Source organism: Undibacterium sp. Ji49W (genome assembly GCF_049340205.1).
Taxonomy (GTDB): domain Bacteria; phylum Pseudomonadota; class Gammaproteobacteria; order Burkholderiales; family Burkholderiaceae_D; genus Undibacterium.
On record NZ_JBMPOW010000024.1, the window covers coordinates 24514 to 45381 of the forward strand.

The window sequence follows — 20868 nt, forward strand, 5'->3', positions numbered from 1 at the left end:
TGCAATATTACAACGACAGGGACGCACATGAAACTGCCCGCTTGCTACAAAAAATTCGCCTTGCTTGGCCTGGCACTGAGTAGTTTTTTCGCCATCAATGCCATGGCAGTGACCCCTGTTCCCAGAATCATCCCCCCGATACCACCGATTTTGACGGCATCCGAAGCGCGTATCCCGGTACGGCTGGATGCAGTCAATATCGTGACGGAAATCAATGGCAGCCTGGCCCATACCGTGGTGGAACTCAGGTTTTATAATCCCAATGAACGCGTGCTTGAAGGGCAGCTTGAATTTCCGCTGGATGCTGGCCAAAGTGTCACGGGTTTTGCGCTCGATATCAATGGCAAGCTGCGACCTGCGGTGGTCGTTGATAAAGCCCGGGGGCAGCAGGTATTTGAAGATGTGACCAGGGCGAGAGTAGACCCGGCTTTGCTGGAAGTGACACGCGGAAATCATTACCGCTTGCGTCTGTATCCCTTGCCTGCCAAAGGTACACGTACGGTACAACTGACACTGGAGCAGGTATTGAGCATTCAGACCATTGCAGGCAAGCCCGCATTTTTACCTTATACCCTGCCCTTGCAGTTCGGCCAAAGCATAGGCAACTTCGATGCAAAAATTAAAATCAATGGTGTGCGTGCCAACCGGGTCCAGCTTGATACCCTGCTGGGCGGTGCTGCTGAGGATGTACAAAAACTTGATGACGACAGCAATACCATAGTACAGCTAAAAAAACGCGATTTCTCACCAGGCAAAAATCGTCTGGAATTGCAATTGCCAGTCAGTGCACAAATCAACAGCACGTATCAACGTTGGCAGGACAAAACGTACTTCTATGCAGAAGTACCTTTGGCTGCCAGCACAGCCGCCCGCCCGGCTCCAAAGCAGCTTGCCATATTATGGGATGCTTCGGGTTCTGGTGCCAACCGTGACCATGGGCGTGAACTGGCGGCGCTGGATGCGTATTTTGCTGCTGTACAGAATCTTGATGTGCAATTGATTGTGGTCCGCGACAAGGCCGAACCTGCCCGGACATTTGCCGTGCACCAGGGTAACTGGCAGGACTTGCGCAAGACGCTCGACAACCTGGCGTATGACGGGGCCAGTAATAGTGCAGGTTTTGTGTTGCCCGAAAATGCCGACTTCGGTCTCGTGTTTTCTGACGGCATCATGAATTATGGCAATCAGCCCCTGCCCGACAGCAAAGTCCCCGTGTATGCACTATTGGCCAGTACTAGCGCCGATCAGCCTGCCTTGCGTGCCATGGCCGAAAATAGCGGAGGTCAGTTGCTGAACCTGCTACAACTGGATGTACCACAAGCCGTGAAGGCTCTGCGAACACAATCCCTGCACCTGCTTGCCATGCAGTCGGTTGACGCCACACAACTGGTGTCGGCTTCGGTGTTTCCGGAACAGGGGCGATTGCGTATCGCCGGTGTCATGCAAGCCAGTACCGCCAAAGTGATGCTGAACTTGCAGACGGCGCAAGGGCAGGCCATGCAAAAAGAAGTCGTGTTGAGTTTCCAGCCACAAAAACTGCAAGGCAGCATAGCCGCACGACGCTGGGCAGACCTGCAACTGGCACGCCTGCAACAACAGACAGACTTCAAGCGCGCAGAAATACGTCGTCTGGGCCGTGAATTCAGTATCGCTACCGCAGAAACCTCTCTTATTGTGCTGGATGCGGTACAGGATTATGTGCGTTACGAAATCACACCGCCAGCAGAATTGCGTGCTGACTATGAACAATTGCTGGCACAGAAGGCGAAGGACTCCAGCGGTGAGCAACAGGCGCATCTGGATAAAATACTGGCCCGCTTTACTGAAAAACAGGCATGGTGGAACAGGGATTTTCCGAAAACCAATCGTCCGCTGCCACCGGCCAGCAGCGATACGGTTGCCAGACCAGCCCGTTCTGTCGGTATGGCAGCACCCGTCATGCCTGCACCCATGGTAGAACCCAGAATGGTGCCGCCACCGAGCCCAGCCCTGGCCCTGGCACCACCGATGATGACGGCAGAGGCCCCGAGAAATGCAACTGAGCGCGTCCGCACAGGAATAAAGGGGCTGGATGCATCCGGGCAAACAAATGCTGTCGCCAGCATCACTATGAAGAAATGGGAGCCGGATGCACCCTATTATCGTCGCCTGCAAGCGGCCAGCGTGGCCGACATGTACCGCATTTATCTGGATGAAAGGCCAGCCTATGTGAACAGCAGCGCTTTTTTCCTGGATGCAGCGGACCTCTTCATGGACCGTGGTCAGACCGGACTTGGCTTGCGTATCTTGTCCAATTTGGCAGAAATGCAGCTGGAAAACCGCCACATCCTGCGTTTGCTGGCGTATCGCCTGATTCAGGCCAAACAGCCTCAACTGGCGATACCCGTGTTACAGACAGTGCAGCGACTGAGTCCGGAAGAACCGCAGTCTTACCGGGACCTGGGCCTGGCCTATGCTGAAGCGGGCCAGCCACAGGCGGCCGTTGATCAGTTGTGGCAAGTCGTGCGTCGTCCCTGGCATGATCGCTTCCCGGATATAGAACTGATTGCCCTGGCAGAAATGAATGCCATCATTGCCCGTCAACCGGCAACGCAAAAACTGGATACGTCACGCATGGACACACGTTTTTTGCGTAATTTGCCGCTAGACCTGCGCGCAGTCATGACCTGGGATGCGGACAATACCGATATCGATTTATGGGTGACAGACCCGAATGGAGAAAAGACCTATTACGCCAGCCCGCTCAGTTATCAGGGTGGCCGCATGTCGCGCGATTTTACTGGCGGTTACGGACCAGAAGAATTTTCTCTGCGTAACGCTAAACCGGGCAAATACCGGGTCGAAGCGCAATTCTTTGGTCATCGTCAACAATTGGTGGCTGCGGCCACTACGCTGATGTTGCGTTTATCCACAGGCTTTGGCACCGCCAACCAAAAAGATAACATGGTGGTATTGCGTCTGAACGGGCAAAAAGATGTGGTAATGGTAGGCGAATTTGAGATTGTGGCACCTGCGGGGCGGTAGCACACAGCCTGGTTGCAGGTGCTGTAGCTATTACTCGTATCGCAGCCTGTACAATCAAGGGGTTTGCCATATCGGCATCTTACTGCCAGGGTCTGTACTGTCATGTCTGTCACACTGAAACGCCTGGCCGCCTGGCTGACCCTGATCCTGTTGTTGGGCTTTTTGCTGGCGGCATCGGCTATCAGCCTGTATGGCCTTAACGACAGACTGGTCAGCACCGACCTGGCGATTGTGCCCGGCAATACCGTCCACCCGGACGGGACAGCTTCAAAGCGTCTGCAAGCCCGGCTGGATGCTGCTCTCAAGCTGTTTGTTGATGGCCGCTGCAAGGCCATACTGGTCAGTGGTGCAAAAGGTGTGGAAGGGCATGACGAAGCCGAAGTCATGAAAAACTACCTGTTCGCGCATGGCGTACCGGTCGCTGCCATCCATACCGACAGCCACGGCATCAATACCCTGGAAACAGCACGTTTTGCTGCCAGCCTGATGCAACAAAAGGGATGGACTTCCGCCGTGCTGGTCAGCCAGTTCTTCCATCTCGCCCGTTTTCAACTGGCAATGAAAAAGTTCGGCCTGCCTGGCCAGGCGCATGTACACGCCGATTATTTTGAAGGGAGGGATGCGTATTCGCTGCTGCGTGAAGTGTTTGCCTATGGCGGATACATGCTGAAACCCTCGCAAGTACGCTGAATATTGGTGCCGATGTACAGGTACAGATCAGAATTCCAGCGGCAGGTGCCAGCCTGTGGGTATCACATCATGTCGCACATTGCTTCTTTGCTGATGGCGGCGTTGCAGGCTGTCCGGGCTCCAGGTCTGTTCCCAGCCGGGTGGATAAGCTAATTGTTCTTCGCGTTCCGGCAGGCGCTGGCGTACTGCGATGACTGGCAAATGCAGGGGGAGCGGATGTTCGGGTGTATCTGCCCCCAGGCTGTAGGCATAATTCGGTAGCAAGATATCGCAGACACTGGCAAACCAGGCAGCATGATCTTCATCCTTACCCAGCGCCTGTGCCAGTCCGGCCGGATCAAAGCGGGCAAATGCCTCAATCAGCTCGGCGGTGCTGGCACCGGGAGCATCGCCCCAACCCATCACGGGATTGAAATTGTAATCTGCGCCTGAGCCATACCAGCCTTCACGCCAGGGTCTTTGCATCCAGTTGCGTGGTCCGGTGAATAACTGCCAGCGCCAGTGCAGGCCGGAAGGCTTGGGCCAGCTATACAGATATAGCTTCTGGTAACCTGCTGCATGCAATTCTTTCACCATCGCCATCAGGCGTGCATGTGGCATGCGTTCTGGCGGCGAGCGGCGGAACAGGATGGCTTCACCATCCGCATGCTGGACTTCATCTGTGGAAAGATTCAAGTCTAGTGTGCGTTTTTCGTCACCAAAGCGGGCCGCTACCCAGCCGGTCAGTAAATTGACAGAGGTCAGCACACCATAGCCACGATGGCGGTGGAAAATAACGGTTCCTGGGGCAATGGCTTTCATATATCAACAAAGTATTCGCGATGTATCTGCACCTGGCAGCATATTGCAGTAATGTTTATTCCAGCGGCTTAGTGTAGCAGCTTAGCATGGAGTTTTCAGCCAGGTGCCTGCCGCGTTACAATGCAGAACAAATCAACCACGACTATTTTGAGACAAGACCATGACTTTGCGCATTATCGCCACCGGTGGCACTTTTGATAAACATTATGATGAATTGGCAGGTAAATTAAGCTTTGCCGACAGCCACCTGCCCGAGGTGTTGCAACGCGCCCGCCTGACTATTCCGGTTGAGCTGGAAGTTTGCATGCTGGTGGATTCGCTGGACATGAATGACAGCCATCGCCAGACCGTCTTGCAGGCTTGCCAGAATTCTGCTGAAGATGCCATCGTCATCATCCATGGCACCGACACCATGCGTGAAACAGCTGAAGTGCTGGGTGCGGCCAACCTGGGCAAGACCATAGTCTTTACTGGCGCCATGATTCCTTACGAAATTGCCAATTCCGATGCCTTCTTCAACCTGGGGTTTGCCTGTAGCGCAGCGCAGTTGTTGCCAGCCGGTGTGCATGTAGCCATGAACGGCAAGGTATTTGCATGGGACAATGTACAGAAAAACCGTAGTGCCGGTGTTTTTGTCACGAAATGAGGTAAGTATGAAACTGCTGCTGGCTACTCTGCTACTGTGTTTTTCCGCGCTGACGCAAGCAGCAGAAACCCGTTTTGATTCCATCTATTTTTTCCAGTCACAAAAACAGCTGGAACAGAAAGGTATCAATGTCGACAGCTTTGGCCGCTATACACGGGCCTTGCAGACGCAGATTTACAGGGCGCTGAAAAAAGTCAAAATGCCCGAAAGCGCCGGTTATCTGGTGGTGGCCATACGCTCTGACGGTGCCGTCACATCCTGGCTGGACATGACGCCAGCCGTGCATGAATATTATGACAACCAGATCTATGAAATAGTGCAGAAACTTCCGCCGGTAGAGGTCACCAGCGGCGTCCTGGTGTTTGGCATCAAGATGGCGATAGATACCGCCGTGCATACCAAAAAAGCCGTACCGGCACCGGCAGACTGGGCAGATGCCAAAAAGAAGATCAATGATCCTAACAATATTGAAGAGCTGGTGTTGTCGATCTGGCCCGAATAGTAAGCTAACTGATCCCCTGGCTTGAAACGAGTTTTAAGCCTGTAACAGTATCTTCAGCGCTGACACAAGCGCTTCGCATTCGACATCGGTACCGATGGAAATGCGCAAGAATTCGCTGATGCGTTCCTGTTTGAAATGCCGCACGATAATGCCAGCAGCACGCAAGCCCTGCGCCAGTTGTAGCACCTCATGCTGCGGGTGTCGTGCAAAAACAAAATTGGCGGCTGAAGACAAGACTTCAAATCCCAGGTGGTTCAGGCTGTCTGTGAGCCGGTCGCGGCTGGCGATGATGGCGGCACAATTTTGCTGGAAATGCGCTTCATCTTCAAATGAGGCAATCGCACCAGCGACCGCCAACCGGTCCAGCGGGTAGCAGTTGAAACTGTTCTTGACACGGTTCAGGCCGGCGATCAGGTCTGGGTGACCTGCTGCAAAACCTACCCGCAAGCCGGCCAGTGAACGTGATTTTGACAGCGTCTGTATCACCAGAAAGTTGGGATACTTGTTGATCAGCGTAATCGCCGTGCTGCCGCCAAAATCCACATAAGCTTCATCCACCACCACGACAGAATCGCGATTGTGTTGCAGCAGGAATTCAATTTTATCCAGCTCCAGCAGGCAACCGGTAGGCGCATTCGGGTTGGCGAAAATAATTCCGCCATTGGCTTGCAGATAATCTTCCACGTTCAGACGAAAATCCGCATCCAGCGGGATGCTGCGATAACTGATGCCATACAGGCCGCAATACACAGGGTAAAAGCTGTAGCTGATGTCCGGACATAACAAGGGCTGCTCATGTTTCAGTAAAGCCTGGAAGGTATGTGCCAGCACCTCATCCGAACTGTTGCCAATGAATATCTGCTCTGCCTGCAAGCCGTGATAGGCAGCGATGGTGTCGCGCAGGCTGTCTGATCCGGGATCGGGATAGAGGCGCAAGTCTGCACTGGCTGCCTGCTGTATCGCTGCCAGCACCCGGGGGGATGGTGGATAGGGATTTTCATTGGTATTGAGCTTGATCAGCCTGTCTATCTTCGGTTGTTCACCGGGGACATACGGTGTCAGCTTGTGTACAACTTCACTCCAGTATTGACTCATGATATTGGTTTTTACATAAAAATTGATACTGGAGGGCGTTTATTCTGTCGCATCCAGATTGTTTTTGACACGCAGCAAGAACTGCAGCAATTGCTGTTGCTCCGCGCTATCCATGCCGCTGACAGCCTTGCTGTTGAGGCGTTTTGCCTGCTGATGCAGGCCACTCAATATCGCCTGGCCATCGGCGGTCAGCGCCAGATGGACATTGCGGCGGTCCGTTGCATCGGCTTCGGCATCCAGCAGCCCACGGTCACGCAAGCCCTTGATCAGGCGTGCCAGCTGCGCCTTGTCGCGCCCGCTGTGTTTGGCCAGATCACTCTGGGTAGCCTTGGGCTGACGTCCAAAAAAACTCAATACCTTGCCTTCCATATGCGTGATGTCATGCGGGCCGTCACGCAAAGCCTGGTATTGCATGGACCGGTATTGGTGCATGACGGTATGGATAAGATCCAGCACCCCATCCTCATTATTTTGCCGGGAATGGTTGACATTGTCATTTGTTTTGCGCATTATAGTAGATATTATCAACTAATTTGATAGGTGAATAAATGAGTATAGCCTCTGAAACCAGCCGCGTACAACGCATACGCCATGAAATCAAACGCCGCAAGCTGCAAGTTGTCCGTGTTGAAAGCCCGACCCCGCACTTCCGCCGCATTACCCTGACGGGTGCTGACCTGCCGGGTTTTATCAGCGCATCCTTTGATGATCATCTTAAATTGATACTGGCCGCTGACACAGACAATGTCTTCATGCGTGACTACACGCCCAGGCATTACGACCCTGTCAAAGGTGAACTGGTGCTGGAATTTTCCATCCATGGCGATGGCCCCGCTGCGGCCTGGGCCAGCCAGGCCGATATTGGCCAGACGGTCACTGTTGCCGGGCCGCGTGGCTCGCTGGTGATTCCGGTCGACTATGAATGGCATCTGCTGGCCGGTGATGAAACCGCCTTGCCTGCCATTTCCAGACGCCTGGAAGAATTACCGGCGGGTGTGCGTGCCATCGTCATCCTGCAAGCACCGCCAGCCGAACGCCGCGATTTAAGCAGTGCAGCCGACATCAGCATCGTCTGGGTAGACAGTGCACAAGAGTTTCTTGATACCCTGCGCGCCCTGCCTTTGCCCACAGGCGATGGTTATGCCTGGTGCGCCGGTGAAGCTGCAACCATGGCAGCAACACGCCGCATACTGGCGGAAGAAAAAGGCCATGCTGGAACTGCCATGCGGGTGGCGGCATACTGGAAGCGCGGCTTGATTGCGCATCATGAAAACCTGGAAAGCTGATTCAATAATGGAATCCGGTTACAGCCGGATTCTCATTTGAACTCTTCCACCAAAAAATCAATAAATGCCCTGACCCTGGCCGGTTGCTGGCGGCGGCTCAGGTAATACACATACAGATCAGCCGCCGGTAGTGTGTAGGCGGGCAGGACGATTTGCAGCCGGCCGCTTTCCAGGTATTTGTTCAAATCCCATTCCGAACGTACCAGTATGCCGTGGCCATCCAGTGCCCAGTTCAGCACCACGTCGCCATCATTGCTTGAGACCGCACCACGCACCTTGACCAGTTCCACCTGGCGTCCTTTTTCCAGACGCCAGGTGCCATACACGTCATCATTCTGACGATGCAGGATGCAGCGATGGTGATGCAGCTCGGTCGGGGTTTGTGGGTATCCGGCCTGCTTCAGATAGGCGGGTGAGGCACATAAAAAGCGCCGGTTGGCCATCAGCTTGCGTGCACCCAGACGCGAATCCGGCAGTTCACCAAAGCGTATCGCCAGGTCATACGCCTCTTCCACCAGACCGATAGGGCGATCAGTCAATTGCAATTGCACCTCCACTTCAGCATACAGATGGGCGAAGCGTGATATGAGCGGTGCGATACGGGTACGTCCAAAGCCTGGTGTCGCATTCACCCGCAGCAAGCCCTTGGGTGTGGCACGGCTGCTCGATACCGATTCTTCCATATCACGGATGCCAGCCAGGATCTGGCTTGCCTGCGCCAGATAAGACTCGCCTTCACTGGTCAGGCTCAGGCGGCGTGTGGTGCGGTTGACCAGGCGCACGCCCAGGCGTTGTTCCATCAGCATCAGCCGCTTGGTCACCGCAGGTGGAGTGATACCCAGTTCACGTGCCGTCGCCGACAGGCTGCCCAGTTTGGCCAGCAAGACAAAGAAAGTCAGCTCGGGTGCAATGTCTATATTCACTTGAAGTAAATAATGGTTTCAATATGAGTTAATTATATATCTATAAATGAAGAGTAAGCTTTGGACCATACAGTTTCCTTTTTATACCTGTCAGGACAAAGCCAAATGAAAATTCTTGAAATCCGCGAAAAAACCGTACCCATCAGTTCCCCCATACGCAATGCCTACATCGATTTCAGCAAGATGACCCTGAGTCTGGTCGCGGTGGTGACTGATGTCATCCGCGATGGCAAGCCTGTCATCGGCTACGGTTTCAATTCCAATGGCCGCTACGGGCAAGGCAAGCTCATGCGTGAGCGCTTCATTCCCCGTGTGCTGGAAGCCGCACCAGAAAGCCTGATCAACGATGCCGGTGACAATCTTGACCCGCACAAGATATGGAACCGCATGTTCACCAATGAAAAACCAGGTGGCCATGGTGAACGCTCGGTAGCCATCGGCACCATCGACATGGCAGTCTGGGATGCCGTCGCCAAGATCGCTGACAAGCCACTGTTCCAGTTACTGGCAGAACGCTATGGCAATGGCACGCCGGACCGTAACATCTTTGTCTACGCAGCAGGGGGCTATTATTATCCGGGCCAGAACCACGATAAACTCAAAGATGAAATGCGCAGTTATATTGACCGTGGCTACACCGTGGTCAAGAAAAAGATAGGTGGCGCTTCGCTGGACGAAGACCTGCGTCGTATCGATTCCATCCTGAGCGTGCTGGGTGACGGCCAAAAACTCGCGGTCGATGCGAATGGTCGCTTTGACCTCGACACTGCCATCAAATATGCCAAGGCACTCTCGCAATACGACTTGTTCTGGTATGAAGAACCGGGCGACCCGCTGGACTTTGAATTGCAGGCGACATTGCGCAATTACTACCCCAATCCCATGGCGACAGGTGAAGACCTGTTCTCCATGCAGGATGCCCGCAATCTCATACGCTATGGCGGCATGCGTGCAGACCGCGACTGGCTGCAGTTTGACTGTGCCCTCAGCTATGGGCTGGTGGAATATTTACGCACGCTGGACATGCTGCATGAACATGGCTGGTCAGCCAAACGCTGCATACCTCACGGTGGTCATCAGATGTCACTGAATATTGCTGCTGGCCTTGGCCTGGGTGGCAATGAATCCTATCCTGACCTGTTTCAGCCGTATGGCGGTTTTCCGGATGGTGTGAAGGTAGTCAACGGCCACATCCTGCTGCCAGAATTGCCGGGTATAGGCTTTGAAGGCAAGGCGGATCTGTATGCGGAGATGCGCAAAATCGCTGAGTGATTCACACCGCTTGAGACCAGACAGGCCTGCATGATCATGCAGGCCTGTCTGGCATCCGGTGCAAAGGATTTATTTGGCTACGCCATCATCCTTGAACATGGTCTTCAAGCCACGCAGGGCCTGGCGTATGCGCGATTCATTTTCGATTAAAGCAAAGCGTACGTATTCATCGCCATATTCACCAAAGCCTATGCCGGGTGACACGCAAAGTTTGGCTTTTTCCAGCATCTGTTTGGCAAATTCCAGTGAACCCAGGTGACGGTAATGTTCCGGGATATGCGCCCAGATATACATTGATGCCTTTGGTTTTTCCACCATCCAGCCCAGTTCATGCAAGCCCTTGACGAGGACGTCGCGGCGGCGCTGGTACTGGTCACGTATCTCGTTGACGCAAGTCTGGTCGCCTTCCAGCGCTGCAATCGCTGCCACCTGCACAGGTGTGAAGCTGCCATAGTCGTGGTAACTTTTGATACGCGCAAGTGCTGCCACCAATTCTTTATTGCCGACCATGAAGCCTATGCGCCAGCCAGCCATGTTATAGCTTTTTGACAGCGTGAAAAATTCGACTGCCACATCGCGTGCGCCCGGTACCTGCATGATGGAGGGGGCCTTCCAGCCGTCATAGGTGATGTCGGCATAGGCCAGGTCATGCACCACCAGGATATTGTGTTCTTTCGCCAGCTTGACCACGCGTTCGAAAAATTCCAGCTCCACGCATTGCGCGGTCGGGTTCGACGGAAAACCAAAGATCATCATCTTGGGCTTGGGATAGGTTTCGCGTATGGCTCTTTCCAGCTCGGCAAAAAAATCCACGCCGGGGCTCATGCGTATGGAACGTATATCGGCACCGGCGATGACCGCGCCATAGATGTGGATGGGGTAGCTGGGGTTTGGCACCAGCACCGTGTCACCCTTGTCCAGCGTCGCCAGCATCAGATGCGCCAGGCCTTCTTTGGAACCTATGGTGACGATGGCTTCTGAATCCGGATTCAGGTCGACGTCATAGCGGTCCTTGTACCAGTGTGCAATCGCACGACGCAGGCGCGGTATACCTTTGGACGCCGAATAACCGTGGGTGTCGGGGCGCTGGGCAACTTCCACCAGCTTTTCAACGATGTGTGCAGGTGTGGCACCGTCAGGATTACCCATGGACATATCGATGATATCTTCGCCGCGACGGCGCGCTGCCATCTTCAGTTCGGCAGTGATATTGAATACGTAAGGGGGCAGGCGATTGATACGAGCAAAGGAGAACTTTGTTGCAGGCGCAGGCGTGCCCTCAACAACCGAACCCCGGCCCGGCGGAGTAGATGTATTTGTCATGATCAAATTGTACGTAGTTCAAACAGTCAAAAACTGACCATCAGAACGGGCGCCCGGAACCGTCCGAGCGACGTCGAGGCGATTGCCTCTGGAATCCATTTTTCAACAAAAATGAAATCTGCTTTGATTGTAGCCAGCAATCCCAAATTGCACAAGCTGCGGTATCCTTGCCACAACAGCCTGTTATTTTTCAGCATTCATTTTCCAACACTCATTTTCTAACATTCACATAGCCTCAAGCCAAGGAGTTATTCATGTCGTTGTATCAGAAAGGTATTTTGCAGCCCATACCTGCCCATGCCATTTATCTTAGCTTTCAAATCAAGGCCGCTGTCGAAATCGCGACCGTACAACAGGTAGTGCGCGCCCTGGCTGCGCTGACAGACGGTGATACCCTGGTTACCGGCCTGGGGGCCAGCCTGTTGCAGGCGCTGGGGAAAAATGTCGATGGCCTGAAAGAGTTTCAAGGCGTCGACGGCAGTCGCATGCGTCTGCCAACGACACCGGCCGCCCTGTTTTGCTGGCTGCGTCAAAGTGAACGCGGGGCGCTGGTGCATCAATTGCGCCAATTGATGCCGCTACTGGCCCCCGCGTTTGAATTGCAGCAACAGGTCGACGCTTTCAAATATCAGGAAGGTCGTGATCTCAGCGGTTATGAAGACGGCACCGAAAACCCCGAAGAGGATGCAGCACTGGCTGCGGCCTTTGTCGATGGTACAGCGGCAGGGCTGGCAGGTTCCAGCTTTGTCGCCGTCCAGCAATGGCTGCACAGGTTTGAACGTTTTGATGCCATGCCATGTGATGAGCAGGACAATGCGATAGGTCGTCGCAAAAGCGATAACGAAGAATTGGAAGACGCACCAGAATCTGCCCACGTCAAACGCACGGCGCAAGAAAACTTCACGCCTGAAGCCTTTATGCTCAGGCGTTCCATGCCCTGGTCAGCGCAGGACAAGGCGGGCCTGTTCTTCGTCGCCTTTGCCAGTTCCTTCTACCCTTTTGAAGTGCAGTTGCGACGCATGAGTGGCGCTGAAGATGGCATCGTTGATGCCCTGTTCCAGTTAACCCAGCCGCAGACCGGCAGTTATTTCTGGTGCCCGCCCATGCTGGACGGCAAGCTGGATTTGCGTCAGCTTGGTATCGTCTGATTGTCGTCGGCAGGGTCGGCAGGGTCAGCAGCCTCGGCAGCGTGCGCAGCCCGATCACTCTTGAGCAGCGCCATAAAGCCTTCCAGCGGCAAGGGCTTGGAAAAGAAATAGCCCTGGAAGGCATAGCAGTTATGTTCGATCAGAAAGGCACGCTGGGCGCTGGTTTCCACCCCTTCGGCAATCACGTTCAGGCCCAGGTTAACGCCCAGTGAAATGATGGCACGCACGATGGTCGCGTCGTTTTCATCATGATTGAGATCACGTACAAAGGATTGATCGATCTTCAACTGGTTCAACGGCAGGCGTTGCAGATAGGCGAGTGAAGAATAGCCAGTACCAAAATCGTCCATGGAAAAAGCGATGCCCAGTTTTTTCAACTGATGCATTTTTGCCGTAGTGGCATCGACATTGTCAAGGATTGTGCTTTCCGTCAGTTCTATTTTCAGGCGGGTAGGATCAATCTGATGGCGTCCGACGATTTCACTCAGGCTTTCGACAAAATCGCATTGCTGAAATTGCTTGGCGCTGACGTTCACCGCCAGGGTCAGGTTGCGTGTTTCAGGCTGTTCTTCCCATTGCTTGATCTGGGCACAGGCAGTTTCCAGTACCCACAGGCCGATAGGGATGATCAGGCCGGTTTCTTCAGCCAGCGGTATGAATTCAGCGGGTGAAATAAATCCGCGATCCGGATGTTGCCAGCGCAGCAGGGCTTCGGCACCGATCAGCTTGCCGTCCGAATTCACCTGTACCTGGTAATACAGCATGAACTGGCGGTTTGCCAGTGCGATCCGCAGATTCGATTCCAGCATCATGCGTACCACCAGTATGGCCTGCATGGCCGGGTCAAAGAAACGTACCGCATTGCGACCGGCTGTCTTGGCTTCATACATCGCAGTATCGGCGCGCTTGAACAGATCCTTGACGGTAACATCGCCACCCTGGAACAGGCAGACGCCGATACTGCTGGAACCATGGTGTTCAAAATCCGTGATCTGGTAAGGCTGGCTCAACAGCAGGCGGATTTTTTCAGCGATGCGGTCTGCCTGGCGCAAAGCATCATCGCGCTGGCTGCTGAGTTCTTCCAGCACCACCACAAATTCATCCCCGCCCAGTCGCGCCACGGTGTCGCTGTCACGCACACAGGTCTGTAGGCGGCTGGCGGTTTCTATCAACAGCAAATCACCGGCATCATGGCCGCGCGTATCGTTGAGAGTCTTGAAATTGTCCAGGTCAATGAACAGAATCGCGCTGTGGCTGTCATTGCGGTTGCTGACAGAAATCAGGTGCTGCAGACGGTCCATCAGCAAACGCCGGTTCGGCAACTGCGTCAGCGAATCATAAAAAGCCAGGTTACGGATCTCGGCCTCATAGCCCTTGTGACGGCTGATGTCAGTGAATGAACCTATGTAATTGCTGACTTCACCGCGGTTGTCGGTAATCGCAGTCAGCGTGATCATCTGTGGATAAATTTCACCGCCCTTGCGGCGGCTCCACAATTCGCCATGCCAGTAGCGATGTTGCGTCAGCGATTCATTGATCTGCACATAGAAATCCCTGTCCTGCTGTTTGGTCTTGTGCATGGGAGGGCGTCGCCCTATCAGGTCTTCCGGGTGATAGCCGGTGATGCGGGTAAACGCCTGGTTGACACGCAGGACGGTCCAGTCAGGATCCGTGACAAAAATCCCTTCCTGCGATTCAAAGGTGCAGGCAGCGATACGCATATCCTGCTCGGCCTGCTTGCGTTCGGTAATATCGGTGACAAAACAATGCCACAGCATGGAGCCATCTGCCTCGGGTTCCGGCAAGCCATCCAGATACAGCCAGCGCACGCTGCCATCCTTGCGCTGCATACGGAATTCACTTTGCCAAGGCGACAGATTGCGCATGGCATGGCGAATGATTTCAGTACCGCTTTCTATGTCACGGCTGTCTACACGGGTAAACAGATGTAGCGCATCTTCCCGTACTTCTTCATGCGTGACTTCAAACATCTGTACGATGGCATCACTTGCAAAGGGGATGGAACCGCTATGGTCGGGGCGTATGCGGTATTGCAGTACCAGGCCAGGCAGGCGTGATGCTACCTTGTTGATGCGCTTGTAGGCATCCTGTATGCGGCGGGTGGCATCTATGCTTTCGGTTTGCAGGGCAGTAATGATGAGGGTGATCAGCACCATGGTTGTCATGTAGGCCCACAGTATTAGCAGGTTGGCCTGACCGCCATCATAGAAGGGGCCCATGCCGTGTGAGGTAGCCCAGGCGGCAAACAAAGAAGTGGCCAGCACTGCAAACGAAGAACCTGAAACACCAAAACGCATGGCAGCCCAGATCATCACACTGACCGTAATAAAGGTCAGGTGCAGGCGGTTATATGGTGAAACAAAGATCAGCCAGTTTGCAGCCACGAACAGAATCAGGAACCCGGCGATTTCCTTTCTTCGCCGCATTAGCTCCGAAACCTCGCGCCAGGAAAAGGAAATCAACAAGGGGGCGGCCAGCAAGGCACCGACAGTATCCCCGGCCCACCAGGTCAGCCAGACTGTTCCCGGATTATCTGCCAGGCCATAGGACCACAGGCTCAGTGCACCTCCTGTCGCAGAGACACACATGCCGGTCATGACAGCCAGGCCAAAACCGATCACATCACGACGGCGCGGAAACTCACGGCGAAACAACTGCTCGCGCAATACCCACTTGCTCAGCCATGGCCCCAGCGTGCTGCCAATCGCAATACTTGCAGACACAGCCAACCCGAAACCAGCAGACAGTTCCAGCAGCAAGGATGCCAGATAGACAGCTGGCAGTGCTTTTTTTCCATATCGAAGAAAACCGGCAATGGCAATGCCGGTGGGTAGCCAGATCAGGCTGACGTTCGGATTGGCATAAGGAATGGCCAGACCTACGCGGCCGGCGCAAAAATACGCCAGCATCAGCAGCAGAAAATGGCCGATCCGGATTTCTTGTCGAATTTCCGTGGAACGACCAACTGGCGGGGGCTTAGCCATAACATTTGTATAAGTACCTTGATGATTCTCCATTATGCTGCAAAGCACGAAACGCATAAGTGAACTATTGCTACAAATCACCTACTTACACGCTGCCTGCATGTCAGGAGCAGGTGTAATCGCATGAAAGTATTGTCGCAAACATAAAATCCCCCGCCATTACCGTCGCCAGCACGTATTTTTCCTCCCATCTTTACACTTTCTTTACGCGGCCCCGCCAAGTCTTTATAAATTTTTTACTGCCTGCTCGCTATTCTTCACTGTGTAAAAAATCAATGGGGAAGCACATGGATTATTTGATGGAAATTTTATATGTCGGCGGGTTAGGTGTTTTTTTCCTGCTGGTTTGGGCCTTGATACAGGCCTGCGACAAATTGGGAGCAAAAGCATGAACACGTTTTACGTCATCGGCACGGTGGTGGCTGCCGCCTTGTTTGTGTATCTGGTAGTAGCCTTGTTGAATGCAGAGGAGCTGTGATGACTACGCAAGCGATAGTGTTGCTGGTGCTGTTTCTCGGCGTGTTGCTGGTGTTGTCTTATCCCCTGGGTTTGCTGATCGCCAGAATCGCCGATGACAAGGCAGCTGTACCCGGCATGGGCTGGCTGGCCTGGCTGGAAAAGGGACTGTATCGTCTGGCTGGCGTGAAGGTTGATACTAAAGTAGACAGCGGCATGGGCTGGAAGCAGTATGTCATTGCCCTGATCGTCTTCAATACCCTGGGTGCGCTGGTCGTGTATGCGGTGCAGCGCCTGCAACTCTGGTTGCCATTGAATCCCCAGAGTTTTGCCAATGTGAGTGTCGATTCCTCATTCAATACTGCTGTCAGCTTCGTCAGCAATACCAACTGGCAGGGCTATGTGGGTGAATCCACCATGAGTTACCTGACCCAGATGCTGGTACTGGCCGGGCAGAATTTCTTTTCTGCCGCCACCGGTATCGCGGTCGTATTTGCGCTGATACGCGGTTTTACCCGTCACTCTGCCGCTTCCATAGGCAATTTCTGGACCGACATCACGCGTTCCACCCTGTATCTGTTGCTGCCTTTGTCGGTTATTTTTACCGTCTTTCTGATGGCGCAGGGCGTAATCCAGAATTTTTCCGGTTACAAGGACGTGCAGTTGCTGGACCCTGTCACCTACAGCCAGCCCAAGCTGGGCACCGATGGTCAGCCCCTGAAAGATGACAAGGGTGCACCCGTCATGGAAACCCTGACAACTTCGGTACAAACTCTGCCCATGGGGCCGGTTGCTTCGCAGGAAGCGATCAAGATGCTGGGTACGAATGGTGGCGGTTTCTTTAATGCCAACTCTGCCCATCCGTATGAAAATCCAAGCTATCTGACGAATTTCATGCAGATGATCGCCATCTTCCTGATCCCGGCGGCACTCTGTTTTGCCTTTGGTCGTCTGGTGGGGGATATGCGTCAGGGCTGGGCAGTGCTGGCTGCCATGACGGTCCTGTTTGTGGCAATGACGGTAACGGTCATGGTGTCGGAACAACAAGCCCATCCGTTACTGGCATCCATGAATGTGGACCAGGCCAGCTCGGCATTGCAGGCCGGCGGCAATATGGAAGGCAAGGAAACCCGCTTCGGCATCAGCGCTTCCAGTCTGTTTGTGGCGATTACCACGGCAGCATCTTGTGGCGCAGTGAATGCCATGCATGATTCGCTGATGCCTGTCGGTGGCCTGGTCCCTATTGTTCTGATGCAGTTTGGTGAAGTGGTGTTTGGTGGTGTCGGCAGTGGCCTGTATGGCATGCTGATTTTCGCGATACTGGCGGTATTTATTGCCGGCCTGATGATAGGCCGCACACCCGAATACCTGGGCAAGAAAATCCAGGCTTATGAAATGAAGATGACCTCCATCGCCATCCTGGTGACACCGGTACTGGTATTGGCGGGCACCGCGATTGCAGTGATGGCGGACGCTGGCAAGGCCGGTATTCTGAACCCCGGTGCGCATGGTTTTTCTGAAGTGCTGTATGCGTTTACCTCGGCTGCCAATAATAACGGCAGTGCCTTTGCCGGCATCAGCGCCAACACACCGTTTTATAACATCATGCTGGCGATAGCGATGTGGTTTGGCCGGTTTGCCATGATCGTTCCCATTCTTGCGATTGCCGGTTCACTGGCCAGCAAGAAACGCCTGGAAGCGAACGCCGGCACCATGCCCACGCATGGACCCATGTTCATCGCCTTGCTGGTCGGTACCGTCGTTCTCATCAGTGTACTCAACTATGTACCTGCGCTTGCACTGGGACCGGTGGTCGAACATTTGCAGCTCATGACGAAATAAAGCGGATGCCTGAACCAGAGGCGCGGCTGATTCCACGTTCTTCGCCGCGCGCTTCAGGCCCACACGTAGTTTAAGGGGATTTTCATGTCTAGTACCAGTGTACAAAAAACCGCGGACAGCCTTGGTGGCAGCAAGCCACGCCTGTCTTTGTTCGATTCCAGCCTCATACTGCCAGCTGTTATCGACTCATTCAAAAAACTGAGTCCACGCACGCAACTGCGCAGCCCGGTGATGTTTGTCGTGTATGTCGGCAGCATCATCACCAGCGCCCTGTTCGTACAATCACTGATGGGGCAAGGGGAAGCCAGCCCTGGTTTCATTCTCGCCATCTCTGTCTGGTTGTGGTTCACCGTCCTGTTTGCGAATTTTGCCGAAGCCCTGGCAGAAGGCCGCAGCAAGGCCCAGGCTGCTTCACTGCGCGCATTGAAGCAAACCGTGATGGCCAAAAAGCTGGCGACGCCAAAACACGGCACCACCTGGCTGCCAGCATCTGCCAATGACTTGCGCAAAGGCGATGTGGTGCTGGTCGAAGCCAATGATGTCATCCCTATTGATGGCGAAGTCATCGAAGGCGTGGCCACCGTCGATGAAAGCGCGATCACCGGTGAATCTGCACCGGTGATACGTGAATCCGGCGGTGATTTTTCTGCTGTCACAGGTGGTACCCGCGTGCTGTCCGACTGGCTGGTGGTGAAAGTCACGTCGAATCCCGGCGAAGCCTTTATTGACCGCATGATCGCCATGGTAGAAGGTGCCAAGCGCCAGAAAACCCCGAACGAAGTTGCCCTGACCATCTTGCTGGTGGCATTGACCATCATCTTCCTGGCTGTCACCGTGACCTTGTTGCCATTTTCATTGTTCAGTGTGGATGCGGCCAAAGCCGCTGGCATTGCGTCGGCACCTATTTCTATTACCGTGCTGATTGCCTTGCTGGTATGCCTTATCCCCACTACCATCGGTGGTTTGCTGTCAGCTATTGGTGTGGCTGGCATGAGCCGTATGATGCAGGCGAATGTCATCGCCACTTCTGGCCGTGCAGTGGAAGCTGCGGGTGACGTTGATGTTCTGATGCTGGATAAAACCGGCACCATCACTCTGGGTAACCGTCAGGCTTCGGATTTTTTCCCGGCACCTGGCGTCAGCCTGCCGCAACTGGCGGATTCTGCCCAACTGGCATCGCTGGCGGATGAAACGCCAGAAGGCCGCAGCATCGTCATTTTTGCAAAGCAGCGCTACAACCTGCGCGAACGCGAAATGGCGTCATTGAACGCCAGCTTCGTGCAATTCACGGCACAGACCCGCATGAGCGGTGTTGATATTGCCGAACGCAAGATACGTAAAGGCGCAGCCGATTCTGTCAAGAAATATGTGGAATCCATGGGCCGGCCATTTCCTGCTGACGTATCGCGTGTAGTGGAAGACATTTCCCGTCGCGGCAGCACACCGCTGGTGGTGGTGGATGACGGCAAAGTCATGGGTACGATAGAACTGAAAGATATCGTCAAGGGCGGCATCAAGGAAAGATTTGCCGAACTGCGCCGCATGGGCATCAAAACTATTATGATCACCGGTGACAACAAGCTGACTGCTGCCGCCATTGCCGCAGAAGCAGGTGTTGATGACTTTTTGGCAGAAGCCACGCCTGAAGACAAGCTCAAACTGATACGCAGCTACCAGTCAGAAGGCCGTCTGGTTGCCATGACCGGTGACGGCACCAATGACGCCCCGGCGCTGGCACAGGCCGACGTTGCTGTCGCTATGAGTTCCGGCACCCAGGCCGCAAAAGAGGCCGGCAATATGGTGGATCTGGATTCCAATCCCACCAAGCTGCTGGAGATTGTGGAAATCGGCAAACAGATGCTGATGACACGTGGTTCCCTGACCACCTTCTCCATCGCCAATGACATCGCCAAATACTTTGCGATTATCCCGGCGGCCTTTGTCGCCACTTATCCACAGTTGAAGGCGCTCGATATCATGCATCTGACCAGCCCGTCGTCGGCCATCATGTCGGCGGTGATCTTCAATGCCCTGATCATTGTGTTCCTGATCCCGCTGGCCCTGAAAGGCGTCAAATACCGCGCCATCGGTGCATCCCTGCTGTTGCGTCGCAATCTGCTAATTTATGGCCTGGGCGGCATCGTGTTGCCCTTCATCGGCATCAAGCTGATTGACGTCATTCTGGCCCTGCTACATTTAGCCTGATCTGTGCTCACCATTACACTGAAAAAGGAAATCATCATGACTAACAGCATCAGTTCAACCCTGCGTCCGGCCCTGACCCTGTTTGCCGGCCTGACTCTGGTCGTCGGTGTCATTTATCCGTATGCCATGACAGGTATAGGCAAAGTTGCCTTCAATGACCAGGCAGAAGGCAGTCTGGTCGTGCGTGACGGCAAGACCGTGGGGTCTTCCCTGATCGGCCAGGCTTTTTCTTCCCCTGGCTATTTCTGGGGCAGGCCATCGGCTACCGGCCCCATGCCGAATAATGCCCTGGCATCCAGCGGCTCCAACTTTGGCCCCACCAATCCGGCACAAACCGATGCAGTCAAAGGCCGTATCGACGCCCTGAAAGCAGCTGACCCTGGCAATACCGCCAAAATCCCGGTCGACCTGGTAACCGCATCCGCCAGCGGGCTGGATCCTGACATCAGCCTGGCAGCAGCGTATTATCAGTCTGCAAGGATAGCGCGTGAGCGCAAACTGGAATTGAAGCAGGTGAATGCCCTGATCGAACAATTTGGCAAACAGCCGGTGTTCGGTGTACTTGGCGAAGCCAGGGTGAATGTGCTGGAATTGAACATGGCGCTGGATAAAAAAGGATAATCACAGTCATTCACGGTTTCTATTCGACG

General features: G+C 54.1%; 18 protein-coding genes. 11 read left to right on the plus strand and 7 right to left on the minus strand.

Features of this window, described 5'->3' with window-relative positions:
• Window positions 1-27: 27 nt before the first annotated feature.
• Window positions 28-3024, plus strand: coding sequence for a VIT domain-containing protein (locus ACO0LK_RS23825; protein ID WP_422979518.1), 2997 nt, complete (start codon window positions 28-30; stop codon window positions 3022-3024).
• Window positions 3025-3126: 102 nt separating this feature from the next.
• Window positions 3127-3714, plus strand: a complete 588-nt coding sequence (locus ACO0LK_RS23830; protein WP_422979520.1) for a YdcF family protein — start codon at window positions 3127-3129, stop codon at window positions 3712-3714.
• 27 nt (window positions 3715-3741) lie between these two features.
• Here the strand turns inward: ACO0LK_RS23830 and ACO0LK_RS23835 are convergent, their stop codons facing one another.
• Window positions 3742-4515, minus strand: a complete 774-nt coding sequence (locus ACO0LK_RS23835) for an L-asparaginase (RefSeq protein WP_230412412.1) — start codon at window positions 4513-4515, stop codon at window positions 3742-3744.
• Window positions 4516-4675: 160 nt separating this feature from the next.
• Here ACO0LK_RS23835 and ACO0LK_RS23840 point away from each other — a divergent pair, with 160 nt between their 5' ends.
• Both ACO0LK_RS23840 and ACO0LK_RS23845 read left to right on the plus strand, forming a co-directional pair.
• On the plus strand, window positions 4676-5161 hold the full coding sequence (locus tag ACO0LK_RS23840; protein WP_422979522.1) for an asparaginase domain-containing protein: 486 nt from the start codon (window positions 4676-4678) through the stop codon (window positions 5159-5161).
• Between the two features lie 7 nt (window positions 5162-5168).
• On the plus strand, window positions 5169-5663 hold the full coding sequence (locus ACO0LK_RS23845) for a hypothetical protein (protein ID WP_422979524.1): 495 nt from the start codon (window positions 5169-5171) through the stop codon (window positions 5661-5663).
• Window positions 5664-5696: 33 nt separating this feature from the next.
• Here the strand turns inward: ACO0LK_RS23845 and hisC are convergent, their stop codons facing one another.
• Both hisC and ACO0LK_RS23855 read right to left on the minus strand, forming a co-directional pair.
• A complete protein-coding gene (hisC, locus tag ACO0LK_RS23850; protein WP_422979526.1) occupies window positions 5697-6758 on the minus strand; it encodes a histidinol-phosphate transaminase in 1062 nt (353 codons plus the stop codon).
• 39 nt (window positions 6759-6797) lie between these two features.
• The gene (locus ACO0LK_RS23855; RefSeq protein ID WP_422979528.1) at window positions 6798-7268 is read right to left on the minus strand and encodes a MarR family winged helix-turn-helix transcriptional regulator; all 471 of its coding nucleotides are present in this window, start codon (window positions 7266-7268) and stop codon (window positions 6798-6800) included.
• Window positions 7269-7306: 38 nt separating this feature from the next.
• Between ACO0LK_RS23855 and ACO0LK_RS23860 the strand changes: the two genes are divergently transcribed.
• Entirely contained in the window at window positions 7307-8044 is a 738-nt protein-coding gene (locus tag ACO0LK_RS23860; RefSeq protein ID WP_422979530.1) for a siderophore-interacting protein, read from the plus strand.
• Between the two features lie 32 nt (window positions 8045-8076).
• Here the strand turns inward: ACO0LK_RS23860 and ACO0LK_RS23865 are convergent, their stop codons facing one another.
• Entirely contained in the window at window positions 8077-8967 is an 891-nt protein-coding gene (locus ACO0LK_RS23865) for a LysR family transcriptional regulator (RefSeq protein ID WP_422979532.1), read from the minus strand.
• A gap of 105 nt (window positions 8968-9072) precedes the next feature.
• Here ACO0LK_RS23865 and ACO0LK_RS23870 point away from each other — a divergent pair, with 105 nt between their 5' ends.
• Window positions 9073-10239: a mandelate racemase/muconate lactonizing enzyme family protein gene (locus ACO0LK_RS23870; protein ID WP_422979534.1), complete on the plus strand. Its 1167-nt coding sequence runs from the start codon at window positions 9073-9075 to the stop codon at window positions 10237-10239.
• 69 nt (window positions 10240-10308) lie between these two features.
• Here ACO0LK_RS23870 and alaC read toward each other — a convergent pair whose 3' ends face one another.
• Both alaC and ACO0LK_RS23880 read right to left on the minus strand, forming a co-directional pair.
• Window positions 10309-11562 carry an alanine transaminase gene (gene alaC / locus ACO0LK_RS23875; RefSeq protein ID WP_422979536.1) on the minus strand — a complete coding sequence of 418 codons (1254 nt, stop codon included), beginning with the start codon at window positions 11560-11562 and terminating at the stop codon, window positions 10309-10311.
• Window positions 11563-11588: 26 nt separating this feature from the next.
• Window positions 11589-11759 (minus strand): hypothetical protein, encoded by a 171-nt coding sequence (locus tag ACO0LK_RS23880; RefSeq protein ID WP_422979538.1) that lies wholly within the window; start codon window positions 11757-11759, stop codon window positions 11589-11591.
• Window positions 11760-11816: 57 nt separating this feature from the next.
• Between ACO0LK_RS23880 and ACO0LK_RS23885 the strand changes: the two genes are divergently transcribed.
• Window positions 11817-12710 carry a Dyp-type peroxidase gene (locus tag ACO0LK_RS23885; RefSeq protein ID WP_422979540.1) on the plus strand — a complete coding sequence of 298 codons (894 nt, stop codon included), beginning with the start codon at window positions 11817-11819 and terminating at the stop codon, window positions 12708-12710.
• On the opposite strand, the gene ACO0LK_RS23890 is transcribed toward ACO0LK_RS23885, so the two are convergent.
• The gene (locus ACO0LK_RS23890) at window positions 12692-15715 is read right to left on the minus strand and encodes a bifunctional diguanylate cyclase/phosphodiesterase (protein ID WP_422979542.1); all 3024 of its coding nucleotides are present in this window, start codon (window positions 15713-15715) and stop codon (window positions 12692-12694) included. The genes ACO0LK_RS23885 and ACO0LK_RS23890 overlap by 19 nt on opposite strands.
• Before the next feature lie 388 nt (window positions 15716-16103).
• Between ACO0LK_RS23890 and kdpF the strand changes: the two genes are divergently transcribed.
• The 4 genes from kdpF to kdpC all read left to right on the plus strand — a co-directional run bounded on the left by kdpF (window position 16104) and on the right by kdpC (window position 20839).
• Entirely contained in the window at window positions 16104-16193 is a 90-nt protein-coding gene (gene kdpF / locus ACO0LK_RS23895) for a K(+)-transporting ATPase subunit F (protein ID WP_186950609.1), read from the plus strand.
• Window positions 16193-18013: a potassium-transporting ATPase subunit KdpA gene (gene kdpA, locus ACO0LK_RS23900; RefSeq protein ID WP_422979545.1), complete on the plus strand. Its 1821-nt coding sequence runs from the start codon at window positions 16193-16195 to the stop codon at window positions 18011-18013. The genes kdpF and kdpA overlap by 1 nt, the downstream gene beginning before the upstream one ends.
• Window positions 18014-18097: 84 nt before the next feature.
• A complete protein-coding gene (gene kdpB / locus ACO0LK_RS23905; RefSeq protein ID WP_422979547.1) occupies window positions 18098-20218 on the plus strand; it encodes a potassium-transporting ATPase subunit KdpB in 2121 nt (706 codons plus the stop codon).
• 48 nt (window positions 20219-20266) lie between these two features.
• Entirely contained in the window at window positions 20267-20839 is a 573-nt protein-coding gene (kdpC, locus tag ACO0LK_RS23910) for a potassium-transporting ATPase subunit KdpC (RefSeq protein ID WP_186950650.1), read from the plus strand.
• Window positions 20840-20868: the final 29 nt, after the last annotated feature.

Excerpts from the sequence above, each read along its gene's own strand:
- ACO0LK_RS23870 (WP_422979534.1), top strand. The coding sequence starts at position 9,073 with ATGAAAATTCTTGAAATCCGCGAAAAAACCGTACCCATCAGTTCCCCC.
- ACO0LK_RS23860 (WP_422979530.1), top strand. The coding sequence starts at position 7,307 with ATGAGTATAGCCTCTGAAACCAGCCGCGTACAACGCATACGCCATGAA.
- hisC (WP_422979526.1), bottom strand. The coding sequence starts at position 6,758 with ATGAGTCAATACTGGAGTGAAGTTGTACACAAGCTGACACCGTATGTC.
- ACO0LK_RS23855 (WP_422979528.1), bottom strand. The coding sequence starts at position 7,268 with ATGCGCAAAACAAATGACAATGTCAACCATTCCCGGCAAAATAATGAG.
- kdpA (WP_422979545.1), top strand. The coding sequence starts at position 16,193 with ATGACTACGCAAGCGATAGTGTTGCTGGTGCTGTTTCTCGGCGTGTTG.
- ACO0LK_RS23840 (WP_422979522.1), top strand. The coding sequence starts at position 4,676 with ATGACTTTGCGCATTATCGCCACCGGTGGCACTTTTGATAAACATTAT.
- kdpB (WP_422979547.1), top strand. The coding sequence starts at position 18,098 with ATGTCTAGTACCAGTGTACAAAAAACCGCGGACAGCCTTGGTGGCAGC.
- ACO0LK_RS23880 (WP_422979538.1), bottom strand. The coding sequence starts at position 11,759 with ATGCTGAAAAATAACAGGCTGTTGTGGCAAGGATACCGCAGCTTGTGC.
- ACO0LK_RS23830 (WP_422979520.1), top strand. The coding sequence starts at position 3,127 with ATGTCTGTCACACTGAAACGCCTGGCCGCCTGGCTGACCCTGATCCTG.
- alaC (WP_422979536.1), bottom strand. The coding sequence starts at position 11,562 with ATGACAAATACATCTACTCCGCCGGGCCGGGGTTCGGTTGTTGAGGGC.
- ACO0LK_RS23885 (WP_422979540.1), top strand. The coding sequence starts at position 11,817 with ATGTCGTTGTATCAGAAAGGTATTTTGCAGCCCATACCTGCCCATGCC.
- ACO0LK_RS23845 (WP_422979524.1), top strand. The coding sequence starts at position 5,169 with ATGAAACTGCTGCTGGCTACTCTGCTACTGTGTTTTTCCGCGCTGACG.
- ACO0LK_RS23835 (WP_230412412.1), bottom strand. The coding sequence starts at position 4,515 with ATGAAAGCCATTGCCCCAGGAACCGTTATTTTCCACCGCCATCGTGGC.
- ACO0LK_RS23890 (WP_422979542.1), bottom strand. The coding sequence starts at position 15,715 with ATGGCTAAGCCCCCGCCAGTTGGTCGTTCCACGGAAATTCGACAAGAA.
- kdpF (WP_186950609.1), top strand. The coding sequence starts at position 16,104 with ATGAACACGTTTTACGTCATCGGCACGGTGGTGGCTGCCGCCTTGTTT.
- ACO0LK_RS23825 (WP_422979518.1), top strand. The coding sequence starts at position 28 with ATGAAACTGCCCGCTTGCTACAAAAAATTCGCCTTGCTTGGCCTGGCA.